Below are 24,295 nucleotides of genomic sequence, written 5' to 3'. Positions count from 1 at the left end.
CAAAAAGCAGGATTGTCCCGCATGCGCCGCGCCCGGGGCGGCGCTCCCCCGCTGCCCCGCTTCTTACTTGGGAATGCCGGCTGCGAACCAGCGGTTGGCCAGGTTGGTAATCAACAGCGTAGCCGTGGCGCAGGGCCCCGCTGGCGTGGGTACGAGCTGGTCCTCGATGCGGAAATCGCCGTCGGGCTCGAGCGGAACGCCAGCGGCGGCAGTCTCGCTGCGCACCCCATTGCAAAAGACGATGGCCTTCACGCTTTGTCCGGCGTTGGTGCCGATGCCGTTGCCACCGGCCAGCAGCAGCCCGCGGCCGTTGACCCGGATCTGGCCGTTCTCGTCCACGGACGCGTGCAGCGTGGAAATCACCCAGGGCTGGCCGCCGGGCAGAATCCCGTTGACGACGTTGGCAGTGGCGACGGTCGAGACCGGTGTCTCGCCGATGCCGCCGTCGAAGCGCAGCATCGCCTGGGCGGCATCCGCAGTAATGGGCACCAATGCGGCCAGCGCGAGTGCGCCGGCGGCAACGGCGCCGTAGACATGGCGACGCTGGAAGGTGGGGGAACGGGTCATGGTTTGCCTCCTTGGGTGTGCCTCGCATGAACGCTCTGCCTCAGCGATGCATTCCGTGGCGATACAAATGTGTGCAGCCCCTTACCCCCCGACGCGGCTGACCTGGCATTCCAGTGATCTGCATCACCGCCCCGGTCAGCCTATGATTTCGGGTTTACCCTTTACGCGCCCACCTTGAACCAAAGCACCGAAGGCAAGTACCTGCACCAGGCCCTGGGCCAGCGGATCAGCATCCGCGGGGCGCGCACGCACAACCTGAAGAACATCGACCTGGATCTCCCCCGCTACCAGCTGGTGGTGATCACCGGCTTGTCGGGATCGGGCAAGTCCTCGCTCGCCTTCGACACGCTGTACGCCGAGGGCCAGCGGCGCTACGTCGAGAGCCTCTCGGCCTATGCGCGCCAGTTCCTGCAGTTGATGGACAAGCCGGACGTCGACGTGATCGAGGGCCTCTCGCCCGCGATCTCGATCGAGCAGAAGGCCACCAGCCACAACCCGCGTTCGACCGTCGGCACGGTCACCGAGATCCACGACTACCTGCTCCTGCTGTTCGCGCGCGCCGGCACGCCCTACTGCCCCAACCACGGCATCCCGCTGCAGGCGCAGACCGTCTCGCAGATGGTCGACGCCGTGCTGGCGCTGCCCGAGGAAACCCGCCTGATGGTGCTGGCCCCGGTGGCGCGCGAACGCAAGGGCGAGTTCACCGATCTGTTCGCCGAGATGCAGGGGCAGGGCTACGTGCGCTTTCGCGTGGCCGGCGAGATTTTCGAGTTCGACCACCTGCCCAAGCTCAAGAAGGCCGAGAAGCACGACATCGACGTGGTGGTCGACCGCCTGAAGGTGCGTGCGGACATGCAGCAGCGGCTGGCGGAAAGCTTCGAGGCCGCGCTGCGACTGGCCGAAGGACGCGCGGTGGCGGTGGAGATGGACAGCGGCAAGGAGCACATGTTCAACGCGCGCTTCGCCTGTCCGATCTGCCACTACTCGATCAGCGAGCTCGAGCCGCGCCTGTTCTCCTTCAACTCGCCGGTCGGCGCGTGTCCGAGCTGCGACGGCATCGGCACGATGGAGTTCTTCGACCCGCACCGCGTTGTCGGCTTCCCCGAGCTGTCGCTGGCCGGCGGCGCCATCAAGGGCTGGGATCGGCGCAACCCGCACTACTTCGCGCTGATCGACAGCCTGGCGAAACACTACAAGTTCGACGTCGACCAGCCCTTCCAGCAGTTGCCGCCGCACGTGCAGAAGGTGCTGCTGCACGGCTCGGGCGAGGAACAGATCCGCTTCGCCTACGCGCTGGACGCCGGCCCGTCGACCGGTCGCCGCGTCGCCAAGAAGCATGCCTTCGAGGGCATCGTTCCCAACATGGAGCGCCGCTACCGCGAGACCGATTCGGCCGCCGTGCGCGAGGAGCTCGCGCGCTACCGCAGCGTGCAGCCCTGCCCGGCCTGCGAAGGCACGCGCCTGCGCAGCGAAGCGCGCCACGTGCGCCTGGGCGAGGACGGCCAATCGAGGGCGATCTACGAGATCGGCCACATGACGCTGCGTGACAGCCAGGCCTGGTTCGAGAACCTGCAGCTGCATGGCGCCAAGAAGGAGATCGCCGACAAGGTGGTCCGCGAGATCGGCAACCGCCTGCGCTTTCTGAACGACGTCGGCCTCAACTACCTGAGCCTGGATCGCAGCGCCGAGACGCTCTCGGGCGGCGAGGCGCAGCGCATCCGGCTGGCCTCGCAGATCGGCAGCGGCCTGACCGGCGTGATGTACGTGCTGGACGAGCCGAGCATCGGCCTGCACCAGCGGGACAACGATCGCCTGATCGCCACGCTGCAGCACCTGCGCGACCTGGGCAACAGCGTGCTGGTGGTGGAGCACGACGAGGACATGATCCGCGCCGCCGATTACGTCGTCGACATGGGCCCGGGGGCCGGCATCCATGGCGGACGCGTGGTGGCGCAAGGGACACCCGAGGAAGTGCTGGCCGACCCGGCGTCCCTCACCGGCCGCTACATGGTGGGCGCGCTGAAGATCCCGGTGCCCGCCAAGCGCAATCGCCTCGACGAGCAGCCCGATCCGCAGGTGATCCGCATCGCCGGTGCCAGCGGCAACAACCTGAAGAACGTGACGGTGGAGATCCCCGTGGGCCTGCTCACCTGCGTCACCGGTGTCTCGGGCTCGGGCAAGTCCACGCTGGTGAACGACACGCTCTATGCCGCGGTGGCGCGCGAGCTCTATCGCGCCCATGGCGAGCCGGCGCCGCATGAAGCCATCGAAGGGATCGAGCACTTCGACAAGGTGATCAACGTCGATCAGTCACCGATCGGCCGCACGCCGCGCAGCAACCCCGCCACCTACACGGGCCTGTTCACGCCGATCCGCGAGCTGATGGCGGAGACCGCCACGGCCAAGGAGCGTGGCTACGGCCCGGGCCGCTTCTCCTTCAACGTGGCCGGCGGCCGCTGCGAGGCCTGCCAGGGCGACGGCGTGGTGAAGGTGGAGATGCACTTCCTGCCCGATGTCTACGTGCCCTGCGATGTGTGCCGCGGCCAGCGCTACAACCGCGAGACGCTGGAGGTGCAGTGGAAGGGCCGCAACATCGCGCAGATCCTGGACATGACGGTGGAGGACGCGCACGACTTCCTGAAGCCGGTGCCGGCGATCGCGCGCAAGCTGCAGACGCTGCTCGACGTCGGGCTCTCGTACGTGAAGCTCGGCCAGGCGGCGACCACGCTCTCCGGTGGCGAAGCGCAGCGGGTGAAGCTGGCGCTGGAGCTTTCCAAGCGCGACACCGGACGCACGCTCTACATCCTCGACGAGCCGACCACCGGCCTGCACTTCGCCGACATCGACCTGCTGCTGAAGGTGCTGCACCAGCTGCGCGACGCCGGCAACACGATCGTCGTGATCGAACACAACCTCGACGTGATCAAGACCGCCGACTGGGTGATCGACATGGGTCCGGAGGGCGGCGATGGCGGCGGCACGGTGGTGGTGGCTGGCACGCCGGAAGACGTGGCCGCGCATCCCCAGAGCCACACGGGGCATTACCTCAAGCGCTTCCTGTAGCCCGGCATGCGCGGCGGCGCTGACCATGGCGCGCCGGCGCTGGGCCGGCCTGCGGGGATATCCGCCGGCGCCTGCAGCAGAGCCCGGGCGGCGCTGGTGCGGGGGCGGTCGCGGCGCTTTTGAGGTGACGGGGTGGGACGGCCTGGCGGCCGGCCCACCTGGTCACGCCCGCGCGGCCTGCAGCAGATCGCGCGTGCGCGTGGCCTCGCGCCGCGCCGCTTCGGCAAAGTCTTCCCCGCTCGATGCATAGAGAATCGCCCGCGAGGAATTGACCACGATGGGCGCGTCCGCGCGCCAGCCCGCCTTCACCGTTGCCACCGCATCGCCGCCCTGCGCTCCGACGCCCGGGATCAGCAGCGGCAAGGTGGGCGCCAGCGCACGCACGCGCTCGATCTCCACCGGATAGGTTGCGCCCACAACCAGACCGAGCTGCCCGTTCAGGTTCCATGGGCCCTGCGCGAGGCGCGCCACGTGCTCGTACAGCAGCGGCTGCCCGGCCACCGACGCGAGCCGCTGGTTCTGCAGGTCGTCGCCGCCGGGGTTGGAGGTGCGGCACAACAGGAAGGCGCCCTTCTCCGGGTACTTCAGGTAAGGCTGCACCGAGTCGAAGCCCATGAAGGGCGACAGCGTCACCGCATCCGCGTCGTAGCGTTCGAAGGCTTCGCGCGCGTACTGCTCCGCGGTCGAGCCGATGTCGCCGCGCTTGGCATCGAGGATCACCGGCACGTGCGGGAAGCTGGCGCGCATATGCCGCATCAGCTGCTCCAGCTGCGCCTCCGCCCGATGCGCCGCGAAGTACGCGATCTGCGGCTTGAAGGCGATGACGAGGTCGCCGGTGGCATCGACGATGCGGGCGCAGAAGTCGAAGATGCGGCCGGCGTCGCCCTTGAGCCCCGCGGGAAAGCGCGTCGGCTCCGGGTCCAGGCCCACGCACAACATGGAGCGATGGCGTTGCTGCGCGCCCTGCAGCATCTCGATGAAGGTCATCCCCCGATTCTAGTTTTCGGCGCGGCCACTATCATGCCCCCCAGAACGCTCCCGCCGAATGACATCGACCGCTCCCGCACCCGCCGCGCCCGAGACGGATGAAGCCGAACGCCGAAGGCTCGCCCGCCTGCGCATGCTGGCGGTGCTCGACACCGAGCCCGAACCCGTGTTCGACGCTCTGGTGCGCATCGCCGCGGCAGTCTGCGGCACGCCCATCGCGCTGATCAGCCTGGTCGACGAAGACCGCCAGTGGTTCAAGGCGAACGAGGGGCTCGCCGGCGTGCACCAGACGCCGCGCGAGATCGCCTTCTGCGACCACGCGATCCGCGGCGAGGCATTGTTCGAGGTGCGCGACGCCACCCGGGACCAGCGCTTTTCCGCCAACCCGCTGGTGACGGGCGAGCCGGGGATCCGCTTCTACGCGGGCGCACCGATCGCCATGCCCTCGGGCGAGCGCATCGGCACCCTGTGCGTGATCGATCGCCGCCCCGGCGGCCTGAGTCCGCAGCAACAGGCGGCCTTGCTGGACCTGGCGCAGGTCGCGCAGTGGGCGCTGCTGCAGCGCGAGCGGCTGCAGGAAGGCTGGGAGGCCGAACACCAGCAGCGCACCGCCCATGACCTGCTCGCCAACGTCGTGGCGCACCTGCCTTGCGGGCTTGCCGTGTTCGATGGCGAGCTGCGCCTGATCGCCCACAACCGCGAGTACGAGCAGCTGCTGGACCTGCCGCCGAACCTGTTCGCCCGGCCCGACCTGCGGCTGCCCGAGCTGGTGCGCTTTAGCGCAAGCCGCGGCGACTACGGCCCGGGCGACGTCGAGGCGATCGTCGGCAAGACGGTGCGCAGGGCCCGTTCCGGCGTCAGCCAGCACTTCCAGCGCGAAGTCCCGGGCGGCAGGACGCTGAACATCCGCGGCGCGCCCTTGCCGGGCGGCGGCTTCGTGGCCACCTTCGTGGACATCACGCCCGCGCGGACGGTGGAGCAGGCACTGCGGGCCAGCGAGGAGCGGCAAAAGCGCGCGCTCGCTGCCTCGCGGCTGGCGTTGTGGGACCTGGACCTGCGCACCGGCCAGCTCTATCTCTCCGAGAACTGGTCGCTCTTCCTCGGTGGACCCCCGGTGCCTACGGTGACCACGTTGCCGGCAGTGCTGGACCTGGTGCCGGCCGAGGAGCAGCAGGCACTGCAGCAGGCCCTGGTGGCCGCGATGCGCGGCGACAGCGACCGCTACGCCATGGACCATCGCGTGCGTCGGCTCGACGGCTCGTGGCTGTGGGTCCACAGCGAAGGCCGCATGACCGAGCGCGATGCCGAAGGCCAGGCGCTGCATGCGACGGGGACCAACCAGGACATCACGGCCCGCCGGGCAGCGGAAGCGGAGGCAGCGCGCGCCGCCGCCATCACGACGGCGACACTGGAGGCCACGACCGACGCGATCCTGGTGGTCGGCGCAGGCCGCGAGATCCTGCTGTACAACCGCCACTTCCTCGAGGTCTGGAACCTCGACGCGCCGCCCGACGGCCTGCGGCACGAGGAACTGGCGCCGCAGGCCGGCGCGCAATTGAAGGAGCCGCACAGCTATCTCACCCGCCTGCGCGAGGTGTACGCGGCGCCCGAGCGCGAAAGCCGCGACCTCCTGGAGTTCGATGACGGCCGGCTGTTCGAGCGCTCCGCCCGGCCGATGGCCTTGCCCGATGGCACGATCGGCCGGGTCTGGAGCTACCGCGACATCACGGCGCAACGCGCCGCGGACGCGCAAGTGCGCCGCGCCAAGGAAGCCGCCGAGGCTGCCAACCGGGCCAAGAGCGACTTCCTGGACAACGTCAGCCACGAGATCCGCACGCCACTCAATGGCGTGCTCGGACTCACGCGGCTGCTGCTGGCCGAGCCGCTCACGCGGCAGCAGCGCAAGTACGTGCAGCTGGCCGACCACAGTGCCAGTTCGCTGCTGGAATTGATCACCGACCTGCTGGACCTGGGCAAGATCGAGTCCGGCCGCATGGATCTCGAGGAGCTGCCCTTCCGGCTCGATGAACTGCTGCAGCAACTCGGCGAGCTCTATCGCCTGCGTGCCGCGGAGAAGGATCTGCAGTTCGTGCTCGAGGTCGCCGCCGAGGTGCCCGTGGCGGTGCGCGGCGACGCGGGGCGGCTGCGGCAGATTCTGAACAACCTGCTGTCGAATGCATTGAAGTTCAGTGGCGAGGAAGGCGAGTTCGGACTCACCGTCGCCCGCACGCCGCCCGGGCGCGGTGAGCTGCTGGTCTTCACGGTGTGGGACCGCGGCATCGGCATTCCACACGACGTGCAGCAGCGCCTGTTCACGCGTTTCACCCAGGCGGACAGTTCCACCAGCCGCAAGTTCGGCGGCACCGGCCTGGGCCTGGCGATCGTCAAGCAGCTGTGCGAGCAGATGGGGGGCAGCGTGATGCTGCAAAGCGCACCGGGGCGCGGCGCCTCCTTTCGCTGCGAGCTGCCGCTGGCCGCCCTTGCGCCGGACGCCGTGATGGCCAGCAGTCCCGCGCCCGCCGATGGGCCGGTCACCGCGTTCGCCACCCGCCTGCTGGTGGCCGAAGACAACCCGACCAACCAGGTGGTGGTGCGCGGCCTGCTGGCGCAGGCGGGCTATCACGACGTCACCATCGTGGGCGACGGCCAGGAGGCGCTGGAGGCAGCCCCCGGCGGCGACTTCGACCTGGTGCTGATGGACTGCCGCATGCCGCGCATGGACGGCTACGAAGCGGCGCGACGGCTGCGCGCCTGCGGCTTCACGCCGCCGATCATCGCGCTGACCGCCAATGCCTCGGCCGGTGAGCGGGACCGCTGCCTGGCCTGGGGCATGAACGAGTACCTGGCCAAGCCGATCGACCCGCAGCGGTTGGCCCAGGTGCTCGCCGAGTGGACGGGCAACGACGCCAGCGCAAGCGCCAGTGCATCGGCGCGGCGCACGAACGGCAGCCCGGTGCGCGCCTTCGACCGCGAGCACGCGCTGCAAGGCCTGGGTGGCGACGAGGAACTGCTGGCCATCGCCCTGGTCTCGTTCCGGCAGCAACTGCCCCGTCTGCTGCGGGCGGCCACCGAGGCGCTCGAGGCCGGCGCGGTGGCGGACTTGCACCGGCACCTGCATTCGCTGGCGGGCTCGTCGTCGATGGTCGGCGGGGTCTCGCTGCATCAGCTCGCGCAGGAGCTCGAGGCCGACGCGGGCGAAGGCCGGCTGGACGTGGTGCGCGAAGGGCTGCCGGCGCTGCGCGCACTGAGCGAGCGCTTCCTGCGGGAAAGCACGGAGCCGTAAGTCTGCTGTAGATCGACAGGCGGGTCGTCATGACAAAAATCTGCGGCGGCTCCGTAGGACGAGACCGCGTTTGCGTGCGCTGATTGGCGCTGACCCGCTCCTCATTCCGGATAATCGGCCTTCCCATGAACTCCACTGTCGCGCAGACCCAGGAAGACAGCATCGAGCAGCGGCTGCAGCTCCTCATCGAGGCGGTCACCGACTACGGCATCTTCATGCTGGACCCCGAGGGGCACATCATGTCGTGGAACAGTGGTGCCCAGAAGCTCAAGGGCTGGCGGCGCGACGAGATCCTCGGGCAGCACTTCTCCATCTTCTATCCGCCGGACGCGGTTGCCTCCGGCTGGCCACAGGAAGAATTGCGCCTGGCCAAGGCGCGTGGCCGCTTCGAGGACGAGGGCTGGCGCGTGCGCAAGGACGGCACCCGCTTCTGGGCCAATGTGGTGATCACGGCGCTCTACGGGCCGATGGGCGAGCTGAGCGGCTTTGCCAAGATCACCCGCGACCTCACCGAGCGGCGCCTGCACGAGGAAGAACTGCGCGTCAGCGAGGAGCGCTTCCGGCTGCTCGTCGACAGCGTGCGCGACTACGCCATCTCCATGCTCGACCCGCAGGGGATCGTCCAGAGCTGGAACCTCGGTGCGCAAGCCATCAATGGCTACAGCGCGGACGAGATCATCGGCCGAAACTTCAGCGTCCTCTACCCGCCCGAAGCGCGCGAGCAGCGCAAGCCCGAGCTCGAACTGCAGGCCGCGCGCGAGCACGGGCGGGTCGAGGAGGAAGGCTGGCGCATGCGCAAGGACGGCAAGCTGTTCTGGGCCAACGTCGTCGTCACCGCGGTGTACGGCCCCGGCGGCGACCTGCGTGGCTTCGCCAAGATCACGCGCGACATGAGCGATCGCCGCCGGCTCGAGGAACTCGAAGGCACCAGCCGGCGCATGAACGAATTCCTCGCCACGCTGGCGCACGAACTGCGCAATCCGCTGGCACCGATCCGCAATGCCGTCACGATCATGCAGCTGGAGACGCTCTCCAGCCCGGTGCTGCGCAATTGCCGCGACGTGATCGACCGGCAGCTCACGCACGTGACCCGGCTGGTGGACGACCTGCTCGATGTGGGTCGCCTCACCACCGGCAAGATCACCTTGCGCAAGGAGCTGCTGCGCCTGTCGGACATCGCGGCGCGCAGCGTCGAGGCGGTGCGGCCGCTGGTGGCGACGCGGCGCCATACGCTGACCGTGCAGCAGCCGGACGAGCCCGTGTACGTGCAGGGCGATTCCACCCGCCTCACGCAGGTGCTGCAGAACCTGCTGGTGAACGCCGCCAAGTACACCCCCGACGGCGGCCGCATCGATCTGCGCATCGAGGGCAACGACAACTTCGCCCACCTGGTGGTGCAGGACAACGGGCGCGGCATTGCACCGGAGCACTTGCAGGCGATCTTCCAGCTGTTCATGCAGGCCGAGGGCGGCACCTCGGCGGCCGCCGAGAGCGGCCTGGGCATCGGCCTCACGCTGGCGCGCTCGCTGGTGGAACTGCATGGCGGCAGCATCGATGCCTGCAGCGCCGGCCTGGACCAGGGCAGCACCTTCACCGTGCGGCTGCCGCGCGCCACGCCGGCAGCCCCGATCGAGGAGAGCGAGGCGCGCGGCGAAATCGCGGGCGGCCTGCGGGTGCTGGTGATCGACGACAACCGCGACTCCGCCGACAGTGCCACCGACGTGCTGCGCTTGCTGGGCAACGTGGTGGAGACCGCGTACAACGGCGAGAGCGGCATCGCGATGGCGACGCGCTTTCGCCCGCACATGATCCTGCTGGATCTCGCCATGCCGGGCATGGACGGCTTCCAGGCGCGGCGCGGCCTGAGCGACCAGCACCTGGTGCCCGCACCCTACCTCGTGGCGATGACCGGCTTCGGCAACGAGGAGGACAAGCGCCGCACCCGGGCCGCGGGCTTCGATGCCCACCTCACCAAACCCGTGGAGCTCGATGCGCTGGTGGCGCTGCTGAACGAGGCCCGTGGCCGGGCCGGACCGGTGCCGACGACCCCGCGCCGCTGAGGTCGCATTCTCCGGCTGTAGGACAGCATCGGCAGATCGGGGGCGCAGCAGCTGCGGTCGAGCCGGCCACCCTACCATCGCGCTTTTGCCTGGAAATTCCATGGCTGTCGTGTCGTCCGGAGCCACCGCCCGCGCCGCGTTGCTGGCCGCCTGCATCTGCGCCCCGCAGGCGCGTGCGCAGCAGGTCTCTGCCGGTGCCAGCCTGGCCGAACTGAGCCTCGAGGAGCTGAGCGCACTGCCGGTCACCTCGGTCTCGGGCCGGCCGGAAAGCCTGCGCAGCGCCCCGGCTTCGGTCTTCGTGATCTCGGCCGAGGACATCCGCCGCTCGGCCGCAACCAGCCTGCCCGAGGCGCTGCGCCTCGCCCCGAACCTGCAGGTGGCGCGCCTCAATGCCAGCCAGTACGCGATCAGCGCGCGCGGCTTCAACAACGCCATCGCCAACAAGCTGCTGGTGCTGATCGACGGGCGCAGCGTCTACTCCAACCTGTTCGCCGGCGTGTTCTGGGACCACCACGACCTGGTGCTGGAGGACATCGAACGCATCGAGGTGATCAGCGGCCCGGGCGGCACGCTGTGGGGGGCGAATGCGGTCAACGGGATCATCAACGTGATCACCAAGCCGGCGGCCGCCACCCAGGGGACGCTGCTGACCGCCACCCGCTCCGGCCACGGCGGCGACGAGGCGGTGCGCTGGGGCGGCCGGCTGGGCGAGACCGGCCACCTGCGCCTGTACGCGATGGGCATCGACCGCGGCGGCACGCACCGCGCGGACGACACGGATCGCGGCGACGGTACGACCAAGCAGCAGGCCGGCTTCCGCGCCGACACCTCGTTCGGGCAGGCGCAATTCACGCTGCAGGGGGACCTGTACCACGGCGGCGGCGATCCGGCCAGCAGTGTGGCGCCCCGCTTGCATGGGGGCAACCTGCTGGCGCATTGGGAGAGCCGACTCGCCGACGGCAGCCCGTACCGGATCCAGGCCTCGTACGACCTGCAGGGGCGCGACGAGTTGCTCACCTTCCGCAACCGGGCCGACAACATCGATGTGCAATTCACGCACGAGCCGACGCTGCCGGCGGGCCAGCAGCTGCTGTGGGGCGCCGGCTTGCGCAGCGGCAACGACCGCAACGAGCCCAGCGTGTTCGTGCGCTTCATCCCCGACGAACGTCGCCTGAACTGGGCCAACGTGTTCGCGCAGTACCAGCGACAAGGTGGGCCCTGGCAAATGACCAGTGGCATCAAGCTGGAACGCAACACCTACACCGGCGTGGAGGTGCTGCCCACGCTGCGCCTGGCCTATGACCACGGCGACCGTGCCACCACGTGGGCCGCCCTGTCGCGGACGGTGCGGGCGCCGGCGCGGGTCGACCGCGAGTTCTTCCTGCCCGGCAACGCGCCTTTCATCATTGCCGGCGGCGCCGACTTCCAGTCGGAGGTGGCGAACGTCGCCGAACTGGGGCACCGCGGCCAGGCGGGGCGCAACGTCTCGTATTCGGGGACGCTGTTTCGCCAGAGCTACGCGGGCCTGCGCGCCGGCCGCGGCCAGCCCGCGGTGGTCGCCAACCGCATCGAAGGCCACGTCGATGGGCTGGAGGCCTGGGCGCAGCTGCAGCCGATGCAGATCGCACGCTTCACGCTCGGCTACCTGCGCCTGCGCAAGGACCTGCGCTTCAGCGATCTGCCCGTCGACCCGGTCAGCATTCCCAACCTGGGCAACGACCCCAGCCAGCAGTGGAGCCTGCGCGCGCAGTTCGACCTGCCGCGACGCACCGAATTCGACGTGCAGGTGCGGCACGTCGGCGCCCTGCCCGCGCCGCTGGTGCCCGCGTACACGGTGGCCGATGCCCGTCTCGGCTGGCAGATGACGCCCACCGTGGAGGTCTCGCTGCTGGCGCAGAACCTGTTCGGGCAACGGCATGTGGAATTCGATACCGCGGCGAACGCGAGCGAATTCGGCCGCCGGGTCTTCCTGCGGGTGGTGTGCCGGCTGTGACTGCCGTGCGCGCCCTTCGCCGCTGGCAGCTCGCGCTGCTGGGTGCGTGCCTGCTGGCGGCCGCCTGGGCGGCGCATGGCCAGGCGCAGAACCTCGGGCGCTTGCGCGAAAGCGCCGTCAAGGCCGCCTTCCTCTACAAGTTCGGCAGCTTCGTCGAGTGGCCCTCCGGCACCTTCCGCTCGCCGGCTGCGGGCTTCGTCATCGGCGTGTATGGCGACGATGCCGTGGCCTCGGAACTGGAGCAGATCACGGAAGGCCGCACGGTCGAAGGCCACCCCGTGCAGGTGCTGCGCGTGCGCGACCGCGAGCGCGAGGACCTGCCGCCGGTGCACATCCTGTTCGCCGGCGGCGCCCGCGCAAGCCGCGCGCGCGAGTTGCTGTCCGCCGCGCACGGCCCCGTGCTGACCGTCGCCGACGGCCCGGTCGGCGGCGAGCCGGGCCCCGTCCTGTTCTTCACCGAGGACGAGGGCCGCGTGCGCTTCGCCGCCTCGCTGCCGGCGGCCGACGCCCGCGGCCTGAAACTCAGTTCCAAGCTGCTGGCCGTCGCGCAGCAGGTGGAGGGCCGCTGACATGCCGAGCATCCGCAGGGCCCACAGCATCCAGCAGAAGCTGAACCTGATCCTGTTCGCGGCCGTCGGCCTGGCGTTGATCATCGCCGCGGGTGCGCTGCTGCTGGTGGACGCGCGCAAGGAGTGGCGCGATGCGCACGCCGAACTCGTCACGCAGGCCGGCGTGGTGGGGCTGGCCAGTGAAGCGGCCCTGGCCTTCGGTGACCGCCGCGCGGGCGAGCAGAACCTGCGCGTGCTGCGGGCGCAACCCGGCGTGGTGGCCGCCGCGCTGTACGACCCCCAGGGACGGCTGTTCGCGCAGTTCCGGCCCGCGGGCGAGGACGGCGAAGTGCCCCCGCGCGCGCCGCCGCCCGGACTGCGCTTCGGCTGGTCGACCGCCACGATGGTGGGCCCGGTGCTGTCCAACCGCGAGGTGATCGGCAGCGTCTACGTGCAGTCGCGGCACGGCCTGGTGTCGGAGCTGGCCGAGTATGTCGGCTGGTTGATCGCGGTGACGGTGGCCAGCCTGTTCGGCGCGCTGCTGCTCGCGCACCGCCTGCAAAAGACGCTGACCGGCCCGATCGAGGAGGTGAGCCGGGTCGCGCGCACCGTGCTCGATCGCGGCGCCTTCGACGTGCGCGCCACCAAGCGCAGCGACGACGAGGTCGGGCAGCTGGTCGACGCCTTCAACGCCATGCTCGACGAACTGGGCGAACGCGCCCGCGTGCTGCAGGAGGCGAACAAGGCCCTGAGCGCCAGCGAGATGCGCTACCAGCTGGCCGCGCGTGGCTCCAGCGCCGGCCTGTGGGACTGGGACGTGCGCGCCGGCACGATGTTCCATTCGCCGCGGCTGAAAGCCTTGCTGGGGTACACCGAGGAGGAGTTCCCCGACCGGCCCGGCGTGCTGACCACCTTCATGCATCCGGACGACCGTGCGACCGTGCGCGCCGCGCTGCGCGCCCATCTCTCGGGGCATGCACCCTATCAGGCCGAGTGCCGGCTGCGCGAGAAGAACGGCCCGTGGCGCTGGTTCCTGGTGACCGGCATGGCGCTGCGCGACGAGCACCGCCGCGTCTACCGCATGGCCGGCTCGCTGATCGACATCTCCGAGCGCAAGGAATCCGAGATCCTGCTGCAGCAGTCCAACCGCGCCAAGGACGAATTCCTGGCGACGCTGGCGCATGAACTGCGCAACCCCCTGGCGCCGCTGCGCACCGGGCTGCAGATCCTGAAGAAACCCGCCGCCGGCGAGGCCGTGCAGCAACGCACGCTGCAGACCATGGACCGGCAGCTCACGCACATGGTGCGCCTGATCGACGACCTGCTGGACATCTCGCGCATCAACAGCGGCAAGATCCGGCTCGAACTTGCGCGCACTTCGCTGCGTGCCTCGCTGCAGACGGCGCTGGAGCTGGCGCGGCCGGCGATGGACGCGGCGGGTCACGCCCTCCACGTCGAACTGCCCGAGCAGGACATCGAACTCGAAGGCGACGAAACCCGGCTCGCGCAGGCCTTCGGCAATCTCCTGAACAACGCCGCGAAGTACACGCCGCCCGGCGGCGAAGTCCGCCTGCGGGCGTGGCGCGCCGGCGAGCAGGCCTGCGTGGAGATCCGCGACAACGGCATCGGCATCCCGCCGGAACTGCTGGAGCGCGTCTTCGGCCTCTTTGCCCAGGTGGCGCCCGGCAGCAGCCAGCCCAGCACCGGCCTCGGCATCGGGCTGTATCTCGTGCGCAGCCTGGTGCAGATGCACGGGGGCGAAGTCGCGGCGCAGAGCGCCGGACCTGGCCGCGGCAGCACCTTCACCGTCACCCTGCCGTGCCTGCCGGCGACCGTCACCGCTCCCGCCAGCGAGCGCGCGAACGCAGACGCGGTGCTGGCACCGGCCCGCGTGCTGGTGGTGGACGACAACCGCGACGCCGCCGAGACGCTGACCACCTTTCTCGAGATGCTCGGCCTGCAGGCCCACAGCGTCTACGACGGCAGCGATGCACTGCCGGCCGCCCGCGCCTTCGCGCCCGACGTGGTGCTGCTCGATATCGGCCTGCCCGGCATGGACGGCTACGAGGTGGCCCGCGCGCTGCGCGCCGACCAGCAGGTGGCCGGCGTGCGGCTGGTGGCGCTGACCGGCTGGGGCGGCGACGAAGACCGGCGGCGGGCCATGGCCGCCGGCTTCGACCACCACCTCACCAAGCCGGTGGACCTCGCCGTGCTGGAAGACCTGCTGCGCCGGGTGCAACGCCAGCCGCGCGCGTGACCATGGCGGGCAAACAGATCACGGCTTTTCACCGGCCGGACACCGGTGGCAACATTTGTGCAAATGCATATACTGGCACGGCCGTGCGAACGGTGACCACCTTCAGGTCCCTTGTTGCCGCCCCGTGCAAGCGGGGCGGCTTTTTCCTGCCCTAGTCGTCCGAGCCGATCAGGATGCCGGCGCCGCGTTCATCGGCGCCCAGCTCCTCGATCAGGCGTCCGAGGTCACGGTCCAGGCGGGCCAGCGTGCGCGCGTCCAGCCGGGCGAGTGCGTCGGGCAGCACGCCGGTGAAGGGGCCGGGGGCCTTGCTCAAGGCGCGCGCGCCCTTGGCCGTCGTCTTCAGCTGCACCGAGCGCCGGTCCTCGCCGTCGCGGCCGGCGACCACCAGGCCCTCGTCGGTCAGCACGCGCAGCAGGTTGCTGGCCGTGGACTGGTGGACATCCATCGCCCGCGCGAGCTCGCTGACGCCAATGCCCGGACGGGCGTGCACCACGCTCAAGGCCCAGAGCTGAGCGCCGGAGATGCCGGCCTTGGTCTCGACGGCGCGGAAGTGGGTCTTGACGGCGTTGAAGACCAGCCGGAAGCGGCGCAGCACGCGCGCCGAAGGGTCTGGCGTCTCGGCGGCCGCCAGTTTGGTTCTTGGGTTTGCTCGCGTGGCCATGTCGCCATCTTAGGGGGACGGACGGGCTGGTCGCGCCGGCCAGCCCCTGTGGGGGGAAATCGACGCCGCGCGCCCGGCCCCGGGCAGCCAGAGACGGGTGGGCAGCACAGACTCCTGACATGTACGAATAATGGCGGTCCGACCAAGGCCGCCATGTCAGACCCTATCTCAGGAACCGCGCAGAGCTCGCCGGCACAGCCAGCCACCGGCAAGACGCAGCGCAAGCGCTCCGCACTCGACGTCTTGCGCGGCCTGCGCCAGCCCAAGGTGGCCGTGATGTTCGCGCTGGGCTTTTCCTCCGGCCTGCCCTTCCTGCTGACGGCCAACACCTTCGGCTACTGGCTGCGCGACGAGGGCACCAGTCTCGTGGCGATCGGCTTCATCTCCTGGGTGGGCTTTGCCTATGCGTTCAAGGTGTACTGGTCGCCGCTGGTGGACCGGCTCGACCTTCCCCTGCTCGGGCGCCTGGGCCGAAGACGTGGCTGGATCCTGCTGTGCCAGATCGTGGTGGCGCTCGGATTGCTCGGGATGGCGATGGTGGGCGTCTCGGGCGGGTTGGGGCCGATCGGCGCATTCGCGCTGCTGACCGCCTTTGCCTCGGCGACCCAGGACATCGCGATCGACGCCTGGCGCATCGAGGCCGCCGCGGACGCCGAAGAGGTCGGGCTGATGACCTCTGCCGCGCAGCTGGGCTATCGCATCGCGCTGCTGATCACGGACGCCGCCATCATCGCGGCCGCCCAGCGGGTGGGCTGGCCGCTCTCTTACGCGGCGATGGCCGCGCTGATGGCCGTGGGGATCGTCGCGACCTTCTTCGCCTTCGAGCCCGAGCGGGCCGACACGGTGCTGCTCAGCAAACCGCCCTTGTGGAGCGCGCGCGGGCTGCTCGACGCCATCATCGGCCCGTTCGTGGACTTCTTCCGCAAGCACAAGATGGCCGGCCTGGTGATCCTGCTGATGGTGGCCCTGTACCGCCTGCCGGACTTCGTCATGGGCCCGATGTACAACCCGTACTACCATGACCTGGGCATCGGCAAGGACACGGTGGCGCTGGTGCGCGGCTCCTTCGGCCTGGTCGCCACCTTTGTCGGCCTGGCCGCCTCGGGGCTGTGCTCGATCCGCATGGGCATGCTGCCGACGCTGATCGTCGGCCTGGTGCTGGAGGCCTTCGGCACCGGCGCCTTTGCCCTGCTCGCCTTCCATGTCGACGCGACCACCTTCGCCGTGGTGATGTCGCTCGACGCCTTCGCGCAGGCCTTTGCCGGCGTGGCGCTGGTCACCTACATGTCGAGCCTGACCAGCCTGGGCTACACGGCCACGCAGTACGCGATGCTGTCGTCCACCTATGCCTTGCTGGGCAAGTTCCTGAAGGGGTTCTCGGGCGTCGGCGTGGAGGCGCTGACACCCACGCATGGGCTGCTCGGCGCATATGCCACCGCCTTCGTGGCGACCGCGCTCACCGCCATTCCCCCCTTGCTCCTGATCGTGCTGCTGTGGCGCATGCGGGGGCGTCAGGGGACCACGACGGCCGCCCAGCCGGCAGAGGCGCGTTGAGGGGCAGACCGGGGATTGGAGACCGCGGTTTACTTAACTTTACGGCGGCTACAAGAGGGCGCTGTCGCAACCCTCGACCATGAAGTTGAAGGGCCCCCGCGTTGGTGGTCCCAAACGTACCATCTCCTCATGCAGCAACTCCTGATGATCGAAGACGACACCCGCCTGGCGCAGATGGTCGGCGAGTACCTCGAGCGATCCGGCTTCGGCGTCACCCATGCGCCCGACGCCCGCGCCGGCCTGCACCTGCTGGAGGAACCACCTGCCGGTGCAACGCCCGACCTCGTCGTCCTCGACCTCATGCTGCCGGACATCGACGGCCTCGAGGTGTGCCGCCGCGTGCGCTCCCTCCCCGGCGAAACCGGCAGGGTGCCGGTGCTGATGCTCACGGCCAAGGGCGACCCGATGGATCGCATCGTCGGCCTCGAGCTGGGCGCGGACGACTACCTGCCCAAGCCGTTCGAGCCGCGCGAGCTGCTGGCACGCATCCGCGCCATCCTGCGTCGCCGCACGGACGGCGCGCCCGCCCCGGCCAAGATGATGCGCTTCGGCTCGCTGGAGATCGACCGCGATGCCCGCACCGTGCTGGTCGCCGGCAAGCCGGCCGAGCTCACCTCCTACCAGTTCGACCTGCTCGTGGTGCTGGCCGAACGCGCCGGCCGCGTGCTGACGCGCGACCAGATCATGGAAGCAGTGCGCGGCCGCGAGCTCGAAGCCTTCGACCGCTCGATCGACGTGCACATGGGCCGCATCCGCGCGGCCATCGAAGCCGACGCCAAGAACCCCAAGCGCATCCTCACGGTCCGCGGGGTCGGCTACGTGTTTGCCAAGCAGCAGGATTGAGCACAATCCGCGGATGACTTCCTGGACCGGCCGCTGGCGCTTCCCGCTTTACCTGCGCATCTGGATCGCAGTGATCGTGGCGGTCGGCCTGCTGACGATCGCCTTTGGCTGGCTGTGGCGTCTGAACCTCGACCAGCAGCAGCAGCAACAACCCTTGCGCGAAGTGGTGGTGCGCAACGAAGCGGGCGAGGTGATCGGCCAGAGCCGCGTCCGCCCCACCCGCGTGCCCGGCCAGGGCGTCGAGTTCGCGATCACCATGAACGACGGGCGCGACATCGTCGTGCAGATCCCGCCGCGGCCGCGCCCGGCCGGCGAAGGACCGGCGGGCGGGCGGCAGTGGGGGCCCCGGGGGCCGACCGGCTTCCTGTGGATGCTGGGCATCGTCGCCGTCGCCGTGGCGATCGGCAGCTATCCGATCGTGCGGCGGTTGACGCTGCGGCTCGAGGCGCTGCGCCGCGGCGTCGAGCAGTGGGGTGAAGGCGACCTGACCGTGCGGGTGCCGGTGCAGGGGAGCGATGAGGTGGCGTACCTGGCCCAGCGCTTCAATCACGCGGCGGAGCGGGTCGAGACGCTGGTCAACTCCCACAAGTCCTTGCTCGCGAATGCCTCGCATGAGCTGCGCTCGCCGCTGGCCCGCATCCGCATGGGCCTGGAACTGATGGACCCGGAGCCCTCGCCGCGCGCCCGCGACGAGATCACGCGCAACATCGGCGAGCTGGACCAGCTGATCGACGAGATCCTGCTGGCCAGCCGGCTCGACGCCCGCGAGAGCGACATCGGCACGGTCGAGTCGGTCGACCTCACCGGCCTGGCGGCCGAGGAGAGCGCCCGGGCCGGGGCCACGCTCGACGCCGGCTCGGAACGCACCATGGTGGTCCAGGGCGTCCCCAAGCTGCTGCGGCGGGCCATCCGCAACCTGCTGGAAAACGCGCGCCGCTACAGCAACGGGCCGGTGGCGGTGACGCTGCTTGCCCGCGAAGGCCAGGTGATGGTGCGGGTCTGCGACCACGGACCGGGAGTGCCGGAATCCGAGCGCGAGCGCATCTTCGAGCCTTTCTACCGGCTGCGTGGCGCCAGCGAGCGCGAGGGCGGCGTGGGGCTGGGCCTGGCCCTGGTCCGCTCGATTGCCCAGCGCCATCACGGCATCGCGCAGTGCGAGGCGAACCCCGGCGGAGGCGCCTGCTTCGTGCTGACGCTGCCCTGTGAGCAGGCGTAAATTGAAGTAAAAATACTTCGTGCCACTGGCCAAGTGCGAAGAAATTCACGAAGATATTCCTGACGGACGCCTTGCAACCGCGGTCGAAAATCTCCACCGAAAGGAGGATGGACGCCGCAGCCAGCGTGACTAGAGTTGCACCCACTGCCTGGCGCCGCCCGGCAACCAGATTCAAGTCTCCCAACGACGTCCTTCCAAGGACTTGATACAGCCACCGCAAGGTGGCTGTTTTTTTTGGTCCCTTGCCGCTGTCGATCACCTGCTCCCCACCGGACTTCGTGAACGGCGCAATCGGCCCCACCGGCAGGATCCCCAGCACCTCCTCGCCGGGCCGGCACAACTTCGTCGTCAGCTGGGGAAAGCATCGAGCCCCGGGCCGCTGGCCGAGGCCTGCGCCGGCGTGCGGGCGACGTTCATCAGCCAGCACACCATCGCGAAATAGCCGATGAGGCTCGCAAGTTCGACGACGCCCTGCTCGCCGAAGGCTGCGCGTGCGCTGGCATAGGTCGGGTCGCAGACGCCCTGCGTCTGCAGCAGCTCGCGCGCGAAATCGAGCGCCACTTCCTCGTCGGCGGCCAGCTGCTTCGGCCGCGCGCCAACCCGCAAGGCCTCGATGGCCGCTTCGGCCACGCCCGCCTTGGCAGCGAGCGGCGCGTGCATGGTCCACTCGAACTGATTGCCGGTGTGGCGCGCGACGGCGCAGGTCGCCAGCTCGCGGATGCGCGCATCGAGCACGCTCTCGAAGCGCAGGTATTCACCCATCTTGGCCACCCGATCGAGCAGCACCGGGCTGCGCAGCAGCGGCAGGAACGGGCCGTAGACGCCTTTGCGCGGGCCATCGATCAGCGCCTGCGCGGCGGCGCGCTGCTGCGGGGTCATGGCCGCCTCAGGAGGCAGCGGCAGGCGCTCGCCGCCGGGGCGCGCGTGGCCTTGTGACAGAGGGAAAGCATCAGGCATGGGCAGTCTCCGTGGAAAGGTCGGTTCGCGTGGCCAGCCGCCACAGCCACACGGCGCTCAGAAGCAGGCCGGCAGCACCGGACTGCAGGGCCAGCGCCAAGCCGCGCTCGCGCAGCGCGGGCACCTGCAACAGCAGCGCCGACAGCACCGGGCCCGCGATCTGGCCCAGGGCGAAAGCGGCGGTCATGCGTGCAACCAGCCGTGCGGCTTGCGCCGGTGCGCGGGCGCGCAACTCCTGCACGCCGGCAAGCGTGATCACCATGAAGGTCCCGCCCACCAGCAGCGCGGAAGCGGCGATGGTCCAGCCGTTGCGCCACAGGCCAGGCAACAGCACGCCCACCCCCATGGCCAGTTGGCTGGCCGCCCAGACCTGCAGCCGGGTGGCGCGTCGCAGCAGCCAGCCGGCGAGCACGGTTGACACCGCGGCGGTCGCCCCGAACACGGGCCAGGCGAGGCCGAAGACGCGCGGATCGGCGACCACCGAGCGCGCCATCGCCGGCAGGAACGTGGCGGGCAGGATGTAGCCGAAGCCCATGAGGCCGTAGCACGCGATCAGCCCGCGCACCTCACCCTGCGCCAACGCTGGCACAGCGGCCACCGCGCTCGACGCTGCGGTGTCGGTCGTCGTGCGCGCGAGCACCCAGGCGACCGGCAGCGTGAGCACAAGCACGAGTACGCCGAGCTGCACCCACAGCATGGAGGACGCCAGCCTTGCGGCACCAGCGCAGTAGAGGCCCGTCAATGCAATGCCGATGCCCACCCCCGCATACACCCAGCCGGCCAGATCGCCGCGACCCCGCCGCGCCAGCGCACCCAGGCACCACACGCTGGTGGCGACAAACACCCACGCCGAGCTGACCCCCGCGCCGAACCGCAACAACAGCCACAGCGGCAGCGACGAGACCGCCATCGCTGCCGTGAGCAGCGCAGTTGCGACCAGGGCAAGCAGCGCCAGTGAACGCGCCCCCAGCGGCAGCCGCGCGGCGGTCAGCGCGCCTGCCAGGTAACCCGCGTAGTTGGCCGCGGCGAGCCAGCCGGCCAAGGCCAGGTCCAGCCCGCCTTCGCGCAGCATCAGCGGCAACAGCGGCGTGAAGGCGAAGCGGCCGATGCCCATGGCCGCTGCCAGTGACAGCAGGCCGGCAAGCACGACCGGGCGCAGGGCGGGAGGCTTGGGCATGGCCACCGATTACAGCCACAATGGCCACGCGCCACAAATGAATAAATCTGGAGCATCGTTCCCGCCATGAGAAGCATCGATCTGGAGAGCCTGGAGATCTTCCGCGCCGTGGTGCAGGAGGGTGGAGTGATCCGCGCAGCCAGCAAGTTGAATCGCGTGCAGTCCAACGTCACCACGCGCATCAAGCAGCTGGAGCAGCGGCTCGGACGCGCCCTGTTCCGCCGCCAGGGCCGCGGCCTGGTGCTGTCGCCCGAGGGCGAGCTGCTGCTGTCGTATGCGCAGCGCCTGTTCCGGCTAGCCGACGAAGCCGAGAGCGAGCTGAAAAGCGGGCGCGCCATGGGCGTGTTCCGCATCGGCTCGCTGGAGAGCACGGCCGGTAGCCGGTTGGCGCCCATCCTCTCGCGCTTCCATCGGCAGCATCCCGGCGTCGTGGTCGAACTGGTGACCGGCACCACCGGCGCGCTGGTGCAGCGCGTGGGCAATTTCGAGATCGAGGCCGCTTTTGTGAGCGAGCCGTTCACGCCTGGCGCGCTCGCTTCGCGCAAGGTGTTCGAGGAGGAACTGGTGCTGATCACCGGCGAGGACGTGCGCCCGGTGCGGCGCGCGAGCGATCTTGCAGGCATGACGCTGATCGCCTTCGCCAACGGCTGCTCCTACCGCAAGCGCGTCGAGGAATGGCTGGGTGCGTCGGCGCTGATGCCGGCGCGCACGCTGGAGTTCGCGTCCTACCAGGCGATGATCGCCTGCGTCGCCGCCGGCACCGGCTATGCCATCGTGCCGCGTTCGCTGCTGGCCACCGTGCACTCGGCCAAGGACGTGCGGCAGCATGAACTGCCGGCACGCGTGCGCAGGAACCGGACGCATCTGGTGTGGCAGGGCACGCCCTCGACGAGCTTGGTGCGCTTGCAGGAGTTGCTGGATTGACGATGGGGACGGAGGTAGCTCGTAGGCTGGGCTGCCCGATAGGGCACCCCAGCGCTGCGTGTCGACGCTGGGGTGCGCTGCGCGCAGCCCAGCCTACGAATCACACCAGTGCGCGGATCCGCTCAGGCGTCACGTCGTTCAAGCACCGGAAATGTCCCAGCGGACACTCCCGCTGGAAACAGGGCGCGCAGTCCAGCGGCGGCTGGTAGTCCGGATCCTGCTTCAGCCAGACCACCTGCGCGCTGTCGCTCAAGGGCGGGGTATGCAGCGGACTGGACGACCCGAACAGCGCCACCTGCCGCACGCCGAAGGCCGCCGCTACGTGCATCAAGCCCGAGTCGTTGCTCACCACGTGGCCGGCACCCGCGATCAACGCGAAGGCCTCCAGCAGCGAGGTCTGCCCCGCGAGGTTGCGAGCACGCCCGGGCGCCTGCGCCGCGATCTCCTCGCACAGCGGCGCCTCCTTGGCCGAGCCGAGCAGGATCACCGGCCGATCGAGCAACGCCGCCAGCGCCCCGAAGTGCGGCCAGCGCTTGGCCGGCCCGTACTCCGCGCCGGGGGCCACCACGACATAGCCTCCCCGCTGCAGCCCGTGATGCTCCAGCGCCTGCGCCACGTGGGCATCGGGCAGCACCAGCCGCGGCCGGTCCTGCTCGAGCCCGCTTTCGCCGCTGAGTGCGGAGTAGTAGGCCACCATCGGCGGCCGGTCCTTCGGATTCTTCAGGCGGTGCGTCAGCAGGCCGATGCGCGCTTCACCGTGATAGCCGATGCGGCGCGGAATGCTGGCCAGGAAAGGCAGCAGCGCGCTCTTGAGCGAATTCGGCAGCACGTAAGCGACGTGGAAGCGCCCCCGCAGCTCGCGCGCGATGCGGCGGCGCGCCGCCAGTTGCAGGCCACCGTGGCGAAACGGGAGCTCGATCACCTCGTGCACCTGCGGCATCGCGCGGTACACCGGCGCCACCCAGGGCAGCGCGCCGACGGTGAGCCGGTCGCCGCGCTCGCGCAGCCGGCGCAGCAGCGGCTCGGTCATCACGGCATCGCCGATCCATTGCGGGGCGATGATCAGGGACTGGGTCAGGGCCAGCATGGCAGGACATCATCGGGGGCCGGCGCACGGCACGGCGGCGGGAGCCGCGCGCAGCCGCCCCTTGCGGCATTCACGGGCGTGCCGGTCAGTGACCGCCGCCGAAGTGCTCGCCTTCCTTCAGCTTGTACACGGTGCCGCAATACGGGCACTTGGCCGCGCCGCTCTGGGCGATGTCCAGGTAGATGCGCGGATGCATGTTCCACAGCTTCATGTCCGCGCGCGGGCTGGGGCAGAAGATACCGCCGTTGGTGTTCAGGTCCTTCGCCAGCAGCTCGACGACCGCTTCCTTTTTCGTGGGCGTGTTCATGGCTCAGACGCGCGTGAGCCAGTGGGCGTACTTGGGATTGCGGCCGTTGACGATGTCGAAGAAGGCGGCCTGCACCTTCTCGGTGATGGGGCCGCGGGAGCCGGCGCCGATCTCGATGCGGTCGAGTTCGCGGATGGGCGTCACTTCGGCGGCGGTGCCGGTGAAGAAGGCCTCGTCGGCGATGTAGACCTCGTCGCGGGTGATGCGTTTCTGCACCACCTCGATGCCGAGATCCTTGGCGATGTGCAGGATGGTGTTGCGGGTGATGCCGTTCAGCGCGCCGGCCGACAGGTCGGGCGTGTAGACCACGCCGTCCTTGATGACGAACACGTTCTCGCCCGCGCCTTCGGACACGAAGCCCGAACTGTCGAGCAGCAGCGCCTCGTCGTAGCCGTCGTCCAGCGCCTCCATGTTGGCCAGGATCGAGTTGCTGTAGTTGCTGACCGCCTTGGCCTGCGTCATCGTGATGTTGACGTGGTGGCGCGTGTAGCTGGAGGTCTTGACGCGGATGCCGCGCTTCATGCCTTCCTCGCCCAGGTAGGCGCCCCAGGCCCAGGCCGCGACCATCAGGTGGATCTGGTTGCCGCGCGGGCTGACACCCAGCTTCTGCGAACCGATCCAGGTGAGCGGCCGCAGGTAGCAGCTTTCCAGGTTGTTGGCCTTGACCACGGCGCGCTGGGCCTCGTTGACTTCTTCCTTGCTGAAGGGCAGCTTCATGCGCAGGATCTTGGCGCTGTTGAACAGCCGGTCGGTGTGCTCCTGCAGCCGGAAGATCGCGGTGCCGTTGACGGTGTTGTACGCCCGCACGCCT

General features: G+C 69.7%; 18 protein-coding genes. 10 read left to right on the top strand and 8 right to left on the bottom strand.

The features are described from left to right. Positions 1 to 63: 63 nt before the first annotated feature. Positions 64 to 567 (bottom strand): hypothetical protein, encoded by a 504-nt coding sequence (locus JWP60_RS01910; RefSeq protein ID WP_299785846.1) that lies wholly within the window; start codon positions 565 to 567, stop codon positions 64 to 66. A 174-nt stretch (positions 568 to 741) separates the two neighbouring features. On the opposite strand from JWP60_RS01910, the gene uvrA reads away from it, so the two are divergent. Then, positions 742 to 3,630 carry an excinuclease ABC subunit UvrA gene (gene uvrA / locus JWP60_RS01905; protein ID WP_299785844.1) on the top strand — a complete coding sequence of 963 codons (2,889 nt, stop codon included), beginning with the start codon at positions 742 to 744 and terminating at the stop codon, positions 3,628 to 3,630. Between the two features lie 162 nt (positions 3,631 to 3,792). Here the strand turns inward: uvrA and pyrF are convergent, their stop codons facing one another. Next, complete coding sequence (gene pyrF / locus JWP60_RS01900) at positions 3,793 to 4,617, bottom strand: orotidine-5'-phosphate decarboxylase (RefSeq protein ID WP_299785842.1); 825 nt, start codon at positions 4,615 to 4,617, stop codon at positions 3,793 to 3,795. Positions 4,618 to 4,675: 58 nt separating this feature from the next. Between pyrF and JWP60_RS01895 the strand changes: the two genes are divergently transcribed. The 5 genes from JWP60_RS01895 (at position 4,676) to JWP60_RS01875 (ending at position 14,758) form a co-directional block, all read left to right on the top strand. After that, entirely contained in the window at positions 4,676 to 7,900 is a 3,225-nt protein-coding gene (locus JWP60_RS01895) for a PAS-domain containing protein (RefSeq protein ID WP_299785840.1), read from the top strand. A 125-nt stretch (positions 7,901 to 8,025) separates the two neighbouring features. Continuing rightward, positions 8,026 to 9,960, top strand: a complete 1,935-nt coding sequence (locus JWP60_RS01890; protein ID WP_299785838.1) for a PAS domain S-box protein — start codon at positions 8,026 to 8,028, stop codon at positions 9,958 to 9,960. Between the two features lie 100 nt (positions 9,961 to 10,060). After that, complete coding sequence (locus JWP60_RS01885) at positions 10,061 to 11,953, top strand: TonB-dependent receptor (protein ID WP_299785836.1); 1,893 nt, start codon at positions 10,061 to 10,063, stop codon at positions 11,951 to 11,953. Positions 11,954 to 11,958: 5 nt separating this feature from the next. Next, the gene (locus JWP60_RS01880) at positions 11,959 to 12,522 is read left to right on the top strand and encodes a YfiR family protein (protein ID WP_299785834.1); all 564 of its coding nucleotides are present in this window, start codon (positions 11,959 to 11,961) and stop codon (positions 12,520 to 12,522) included. 1 nt (position 12,523) lies between these two features. Beyond that, positions 12,524 to 14,758: an ATP-binding protein gene (locus JWP60_RS01875; protein WP_299785832.1), complete on the top strand. Its 2,235-nt coding sequence runs from the start codon at positions 12,524 to 12,526 to the stop codon at positions 14,756 to 14,758. A 151-nt stretch (positions 14,759 to 14,909) separates the two neighbouring features. Here the strand turns inward: JWP60_RS01875 and JWP60_RS01870 are convergent, their stop codons facing one another. Continuing rightward, complete coding sequence (locus tag JWP60_RS01870) at positions 14,910 to 15,419, bottom strand: MarR family winged helix-turn-helix transcriptional regulator (RefSeq protein ID WP_299785830.1); 510 nt, start codon at positions 15,417 to 15,419, stop codon at positions 14,910 to 14,912. A 153-nt stretch (positions 15,420 to 15,572) separates the two neighbouring features. On the opposite strand from JWP60_RS01870, the gene JWP60_RS01865 reads away from it, so the two are divergent. The 3 genes from JWP60_RS01865 to JWP60_RS01855 all read left to right on the top strand — a co-directional run bounded on the left by JWP60_RS01865 (position 15,573) and on the right by JWP60_RS01855 (position 19,032). Further along, positions 15,573 to 16,973, top strand: a complete 1,401-nt coding sequence (locus JWP60_RS01865; RefSeq protein WP_299785828.1) for an MFS transporter — start codon at positions 15,573 to 15,575, stop codon at positions 16,971 to 16,973. A gap of 129 nt (positions 16,974 to 17,102) precedes the next feature. After that, positions 17,103 to 17,816, top strand: coding sequence for a response regulator transcription factor (locus JWP60_RS01860; RefSeq protein WP_299785826.1), 714 nt, complete (start codon positions 17,103 to 17,105; stop codon positions 17,814 to 17,816). Positions 17,817 to 17,829: 13 nt separating this feature from the next. Continuing rightward, positions 17,830 to 19,032, top strand: a complete 1,203-nt coding sequence (locus JWP60_RS01855) for an ATP-binding protein (protein ID WP_299785824.1) — start codon at positions 17,830 to 17,832, stop codon at positions 19,030 to 19,032. Between the two features lie 348 nt (positions 19,033 to 19,380). Here the strand turns inward: JWP60_RS01855 and JWP60_RS01850 are convergent, their stop codons facing one another. Then, positions 19,381 to 19,989 carry a carboxymuconolactone decarboxylase family protein gene (locus JWP60_RS01850; RefSeq protein WP_299785822.1) on the bottom strand — a complete coding sequence of 203 codons (609 nt, stop codon included), beginning with the start codon at positions 19,987 to 19,989 and terminating at the stop codon, positions 19,381 to 19,383. Further along, positions 19,982 to 21,166: a YbfB/YjiJ family MFS transporter gene (locus JWP60_RS01845; protein WP_299785820.1), complete on the bottom strand. Its 1,185-nt coding sequence runs from the start codon at positions 21,164 to 21,166 to the stop codon at positions 19,982 to 19,984. Before JWP60_RS01845 ends, JWP60_RS01850 begins: the two co-directional genes overlap by 8 nt. Positions 21,167 to 21,232: 66 nt before the next feature. Here JWP60_RS01845 and JWP60_RS01840 point away from each other — a divergent pair, with 66 nt between their 5' ends. Continuing rightward, complete coding sequence (locus tag JWP60_RS01840; RefSeq protein ID WP_299785818.1) at positions 21,233 to 22,090, top strand: LysR family transcriptional regulator; 858 nt, start codon at positions 21,233 to 21,235, stop codon at positions 22,088 to 22,090. Positions 22,091 to 22,190: 100 nt separating this feature from the next. Here the strand turns inward: JWP60_RS01840 and waaF are convergent, their stop codons facing one another. The 3 genes from waaF to JWP60_RS01825 all read right to left on the bottom strand — a co-directional run. Beyond that, entirely contained in the window at positions 22,191 to 23,168 is a 978-nt protein-coding gene (gene waaF, locus JWP60_RS01835) for a lipopolysaccharide heptosyltransferase II (protein WP_299785853.1), read from the bottom strand. A gap of 94 nt (positions 23,169 to 23,262) precedes the next feature. Beyond that, entirely contained in the window at positions 23,263 to 23,484 is a 222-nt protein-coding gene (locus tag JWP60_RS01830; RefSeq protein ID WP_299785816.1) for a zinc-finger domain-containing protein, read from the bottom strand. A gap of 3 nt (positions 23,485 to 23,487) precedes the next feature. Continuing rightward, on the bottom strand, positions 23,488 to 24,295 hold an 808-nt coding region (locus JWP60_RS01825), incomplete at its 5' end, for a branched-chain amino acid transaminase (RefSeq protein ID WP_299785814.1).

Origin of the sequence: Ramlibacter sp. (assembly GCF_028291745.1) — a bacterium.
Lineage (GTDB): Bacteria > Pseudomonadota > Gammaproteobacteria > Burkholderiales > Burkholderiaceae_C > Ramlibacter.
Note: the sequence above shows the minus strand (reverse complement) of the source record. Positions and strands in the feature narration are given on the sequence as shown.

Coding starts and splice junctions, on each gene's coding strand:
- JWP60_RS01910 (WP_299785846.1), bottom strand. CDS start 567: ATGACCCGTTCCCCCACCTTCCAGCGTCGCCATGTCTACGGCGCCGTT.
- pyrF (WP_299785842.1), bottom strand. CDS start 4,617: ATGACCTTCATCGAGATGCTGCAGGGCGCGCAGCAACGCCATCGCTCC.
- JWP60_RS01895 (WP_299785840.1), top strand. CDS start 4,676: ATGACATCGACCGCTCCCGCACCCGCCGCGCCCGAGACGGATGAAGCC.
- JWP60_RS01890 (WP_299785838.1), top strand. CDS start 8,026: ATGAACTCCACTGTCGCGCAGACCCAGGAAGACAGCATCGAGCAGCGG.
- JWP60_RS01885 (WP_299785836.1), top strand. CDS start 10,061: ATGGCTGTCGTGTCGTCCGGAGCCACCGCCCGCGCCGCGTTGCTGGCC.
- JWP60_RS01875 (WP_299785832.1), top strand. CDS start 12,524: ATGCCGAGCATCCGCAGGGCCCACAGCATCCAGCAGAAGCTGAACCTG.
- JWP60_RS01870 (WP_299785830.1), bottom strand. CDS start 15,419: ATGGCCACGCGAGCAAACCCAAGAACCAAACTGGCGGCCGCCGAGACG.
- JWP60_RS01865 (WP_299785828.1), top strand. CDS start 15,573: ATGTCAGACCCTATCTCAGGAACCGCGCAGAGCTCGCCGGCACAGCCA.
- JWP60_RS01860 (WP_299785826.1), top strand. CDS start 17,103: ATGCAGCAACTCCTGATGATCGAAGACGACACCCGCCTGGCGCAGATG.
- JWP60_RS01855 (WP_299785824.1), top strand. CDS start 17,830: ATGACTTCCTGGACCGGCCGCTGGCGCTTCCCGCTTTACCTGCGCATC.
- JWP60_RS01850 (WP_299785822.1), bottom strand. CDS start 19,989: ATGCCTGATGCTTTCCCTCTGTCACAAGGCCACGCGCGCCCCGGCGGC.
- JWP60_RS01845 (WP_299785820.1), bottom strand. CDS start 21,166: ATGCCCAAGCCTCCCGCCCTGCGCCCGGTCGTGCTTGCCGGCCTGCTG.
- JWP60_RS01840 (WP_299785818.1), top strand. CDS start 21,233: ATGAGAAGCATCGATCTGGAGAGCCTGGAGATCTTCCGCGCCGTGGTG.
- JWP60_RS01830 (WP_299785816.1), bottom strand. CDS start 23,484: ATGAACACGCCCACGAAAAAGGAAGCGGTCGTCGAGCTGCTGGCGAAG.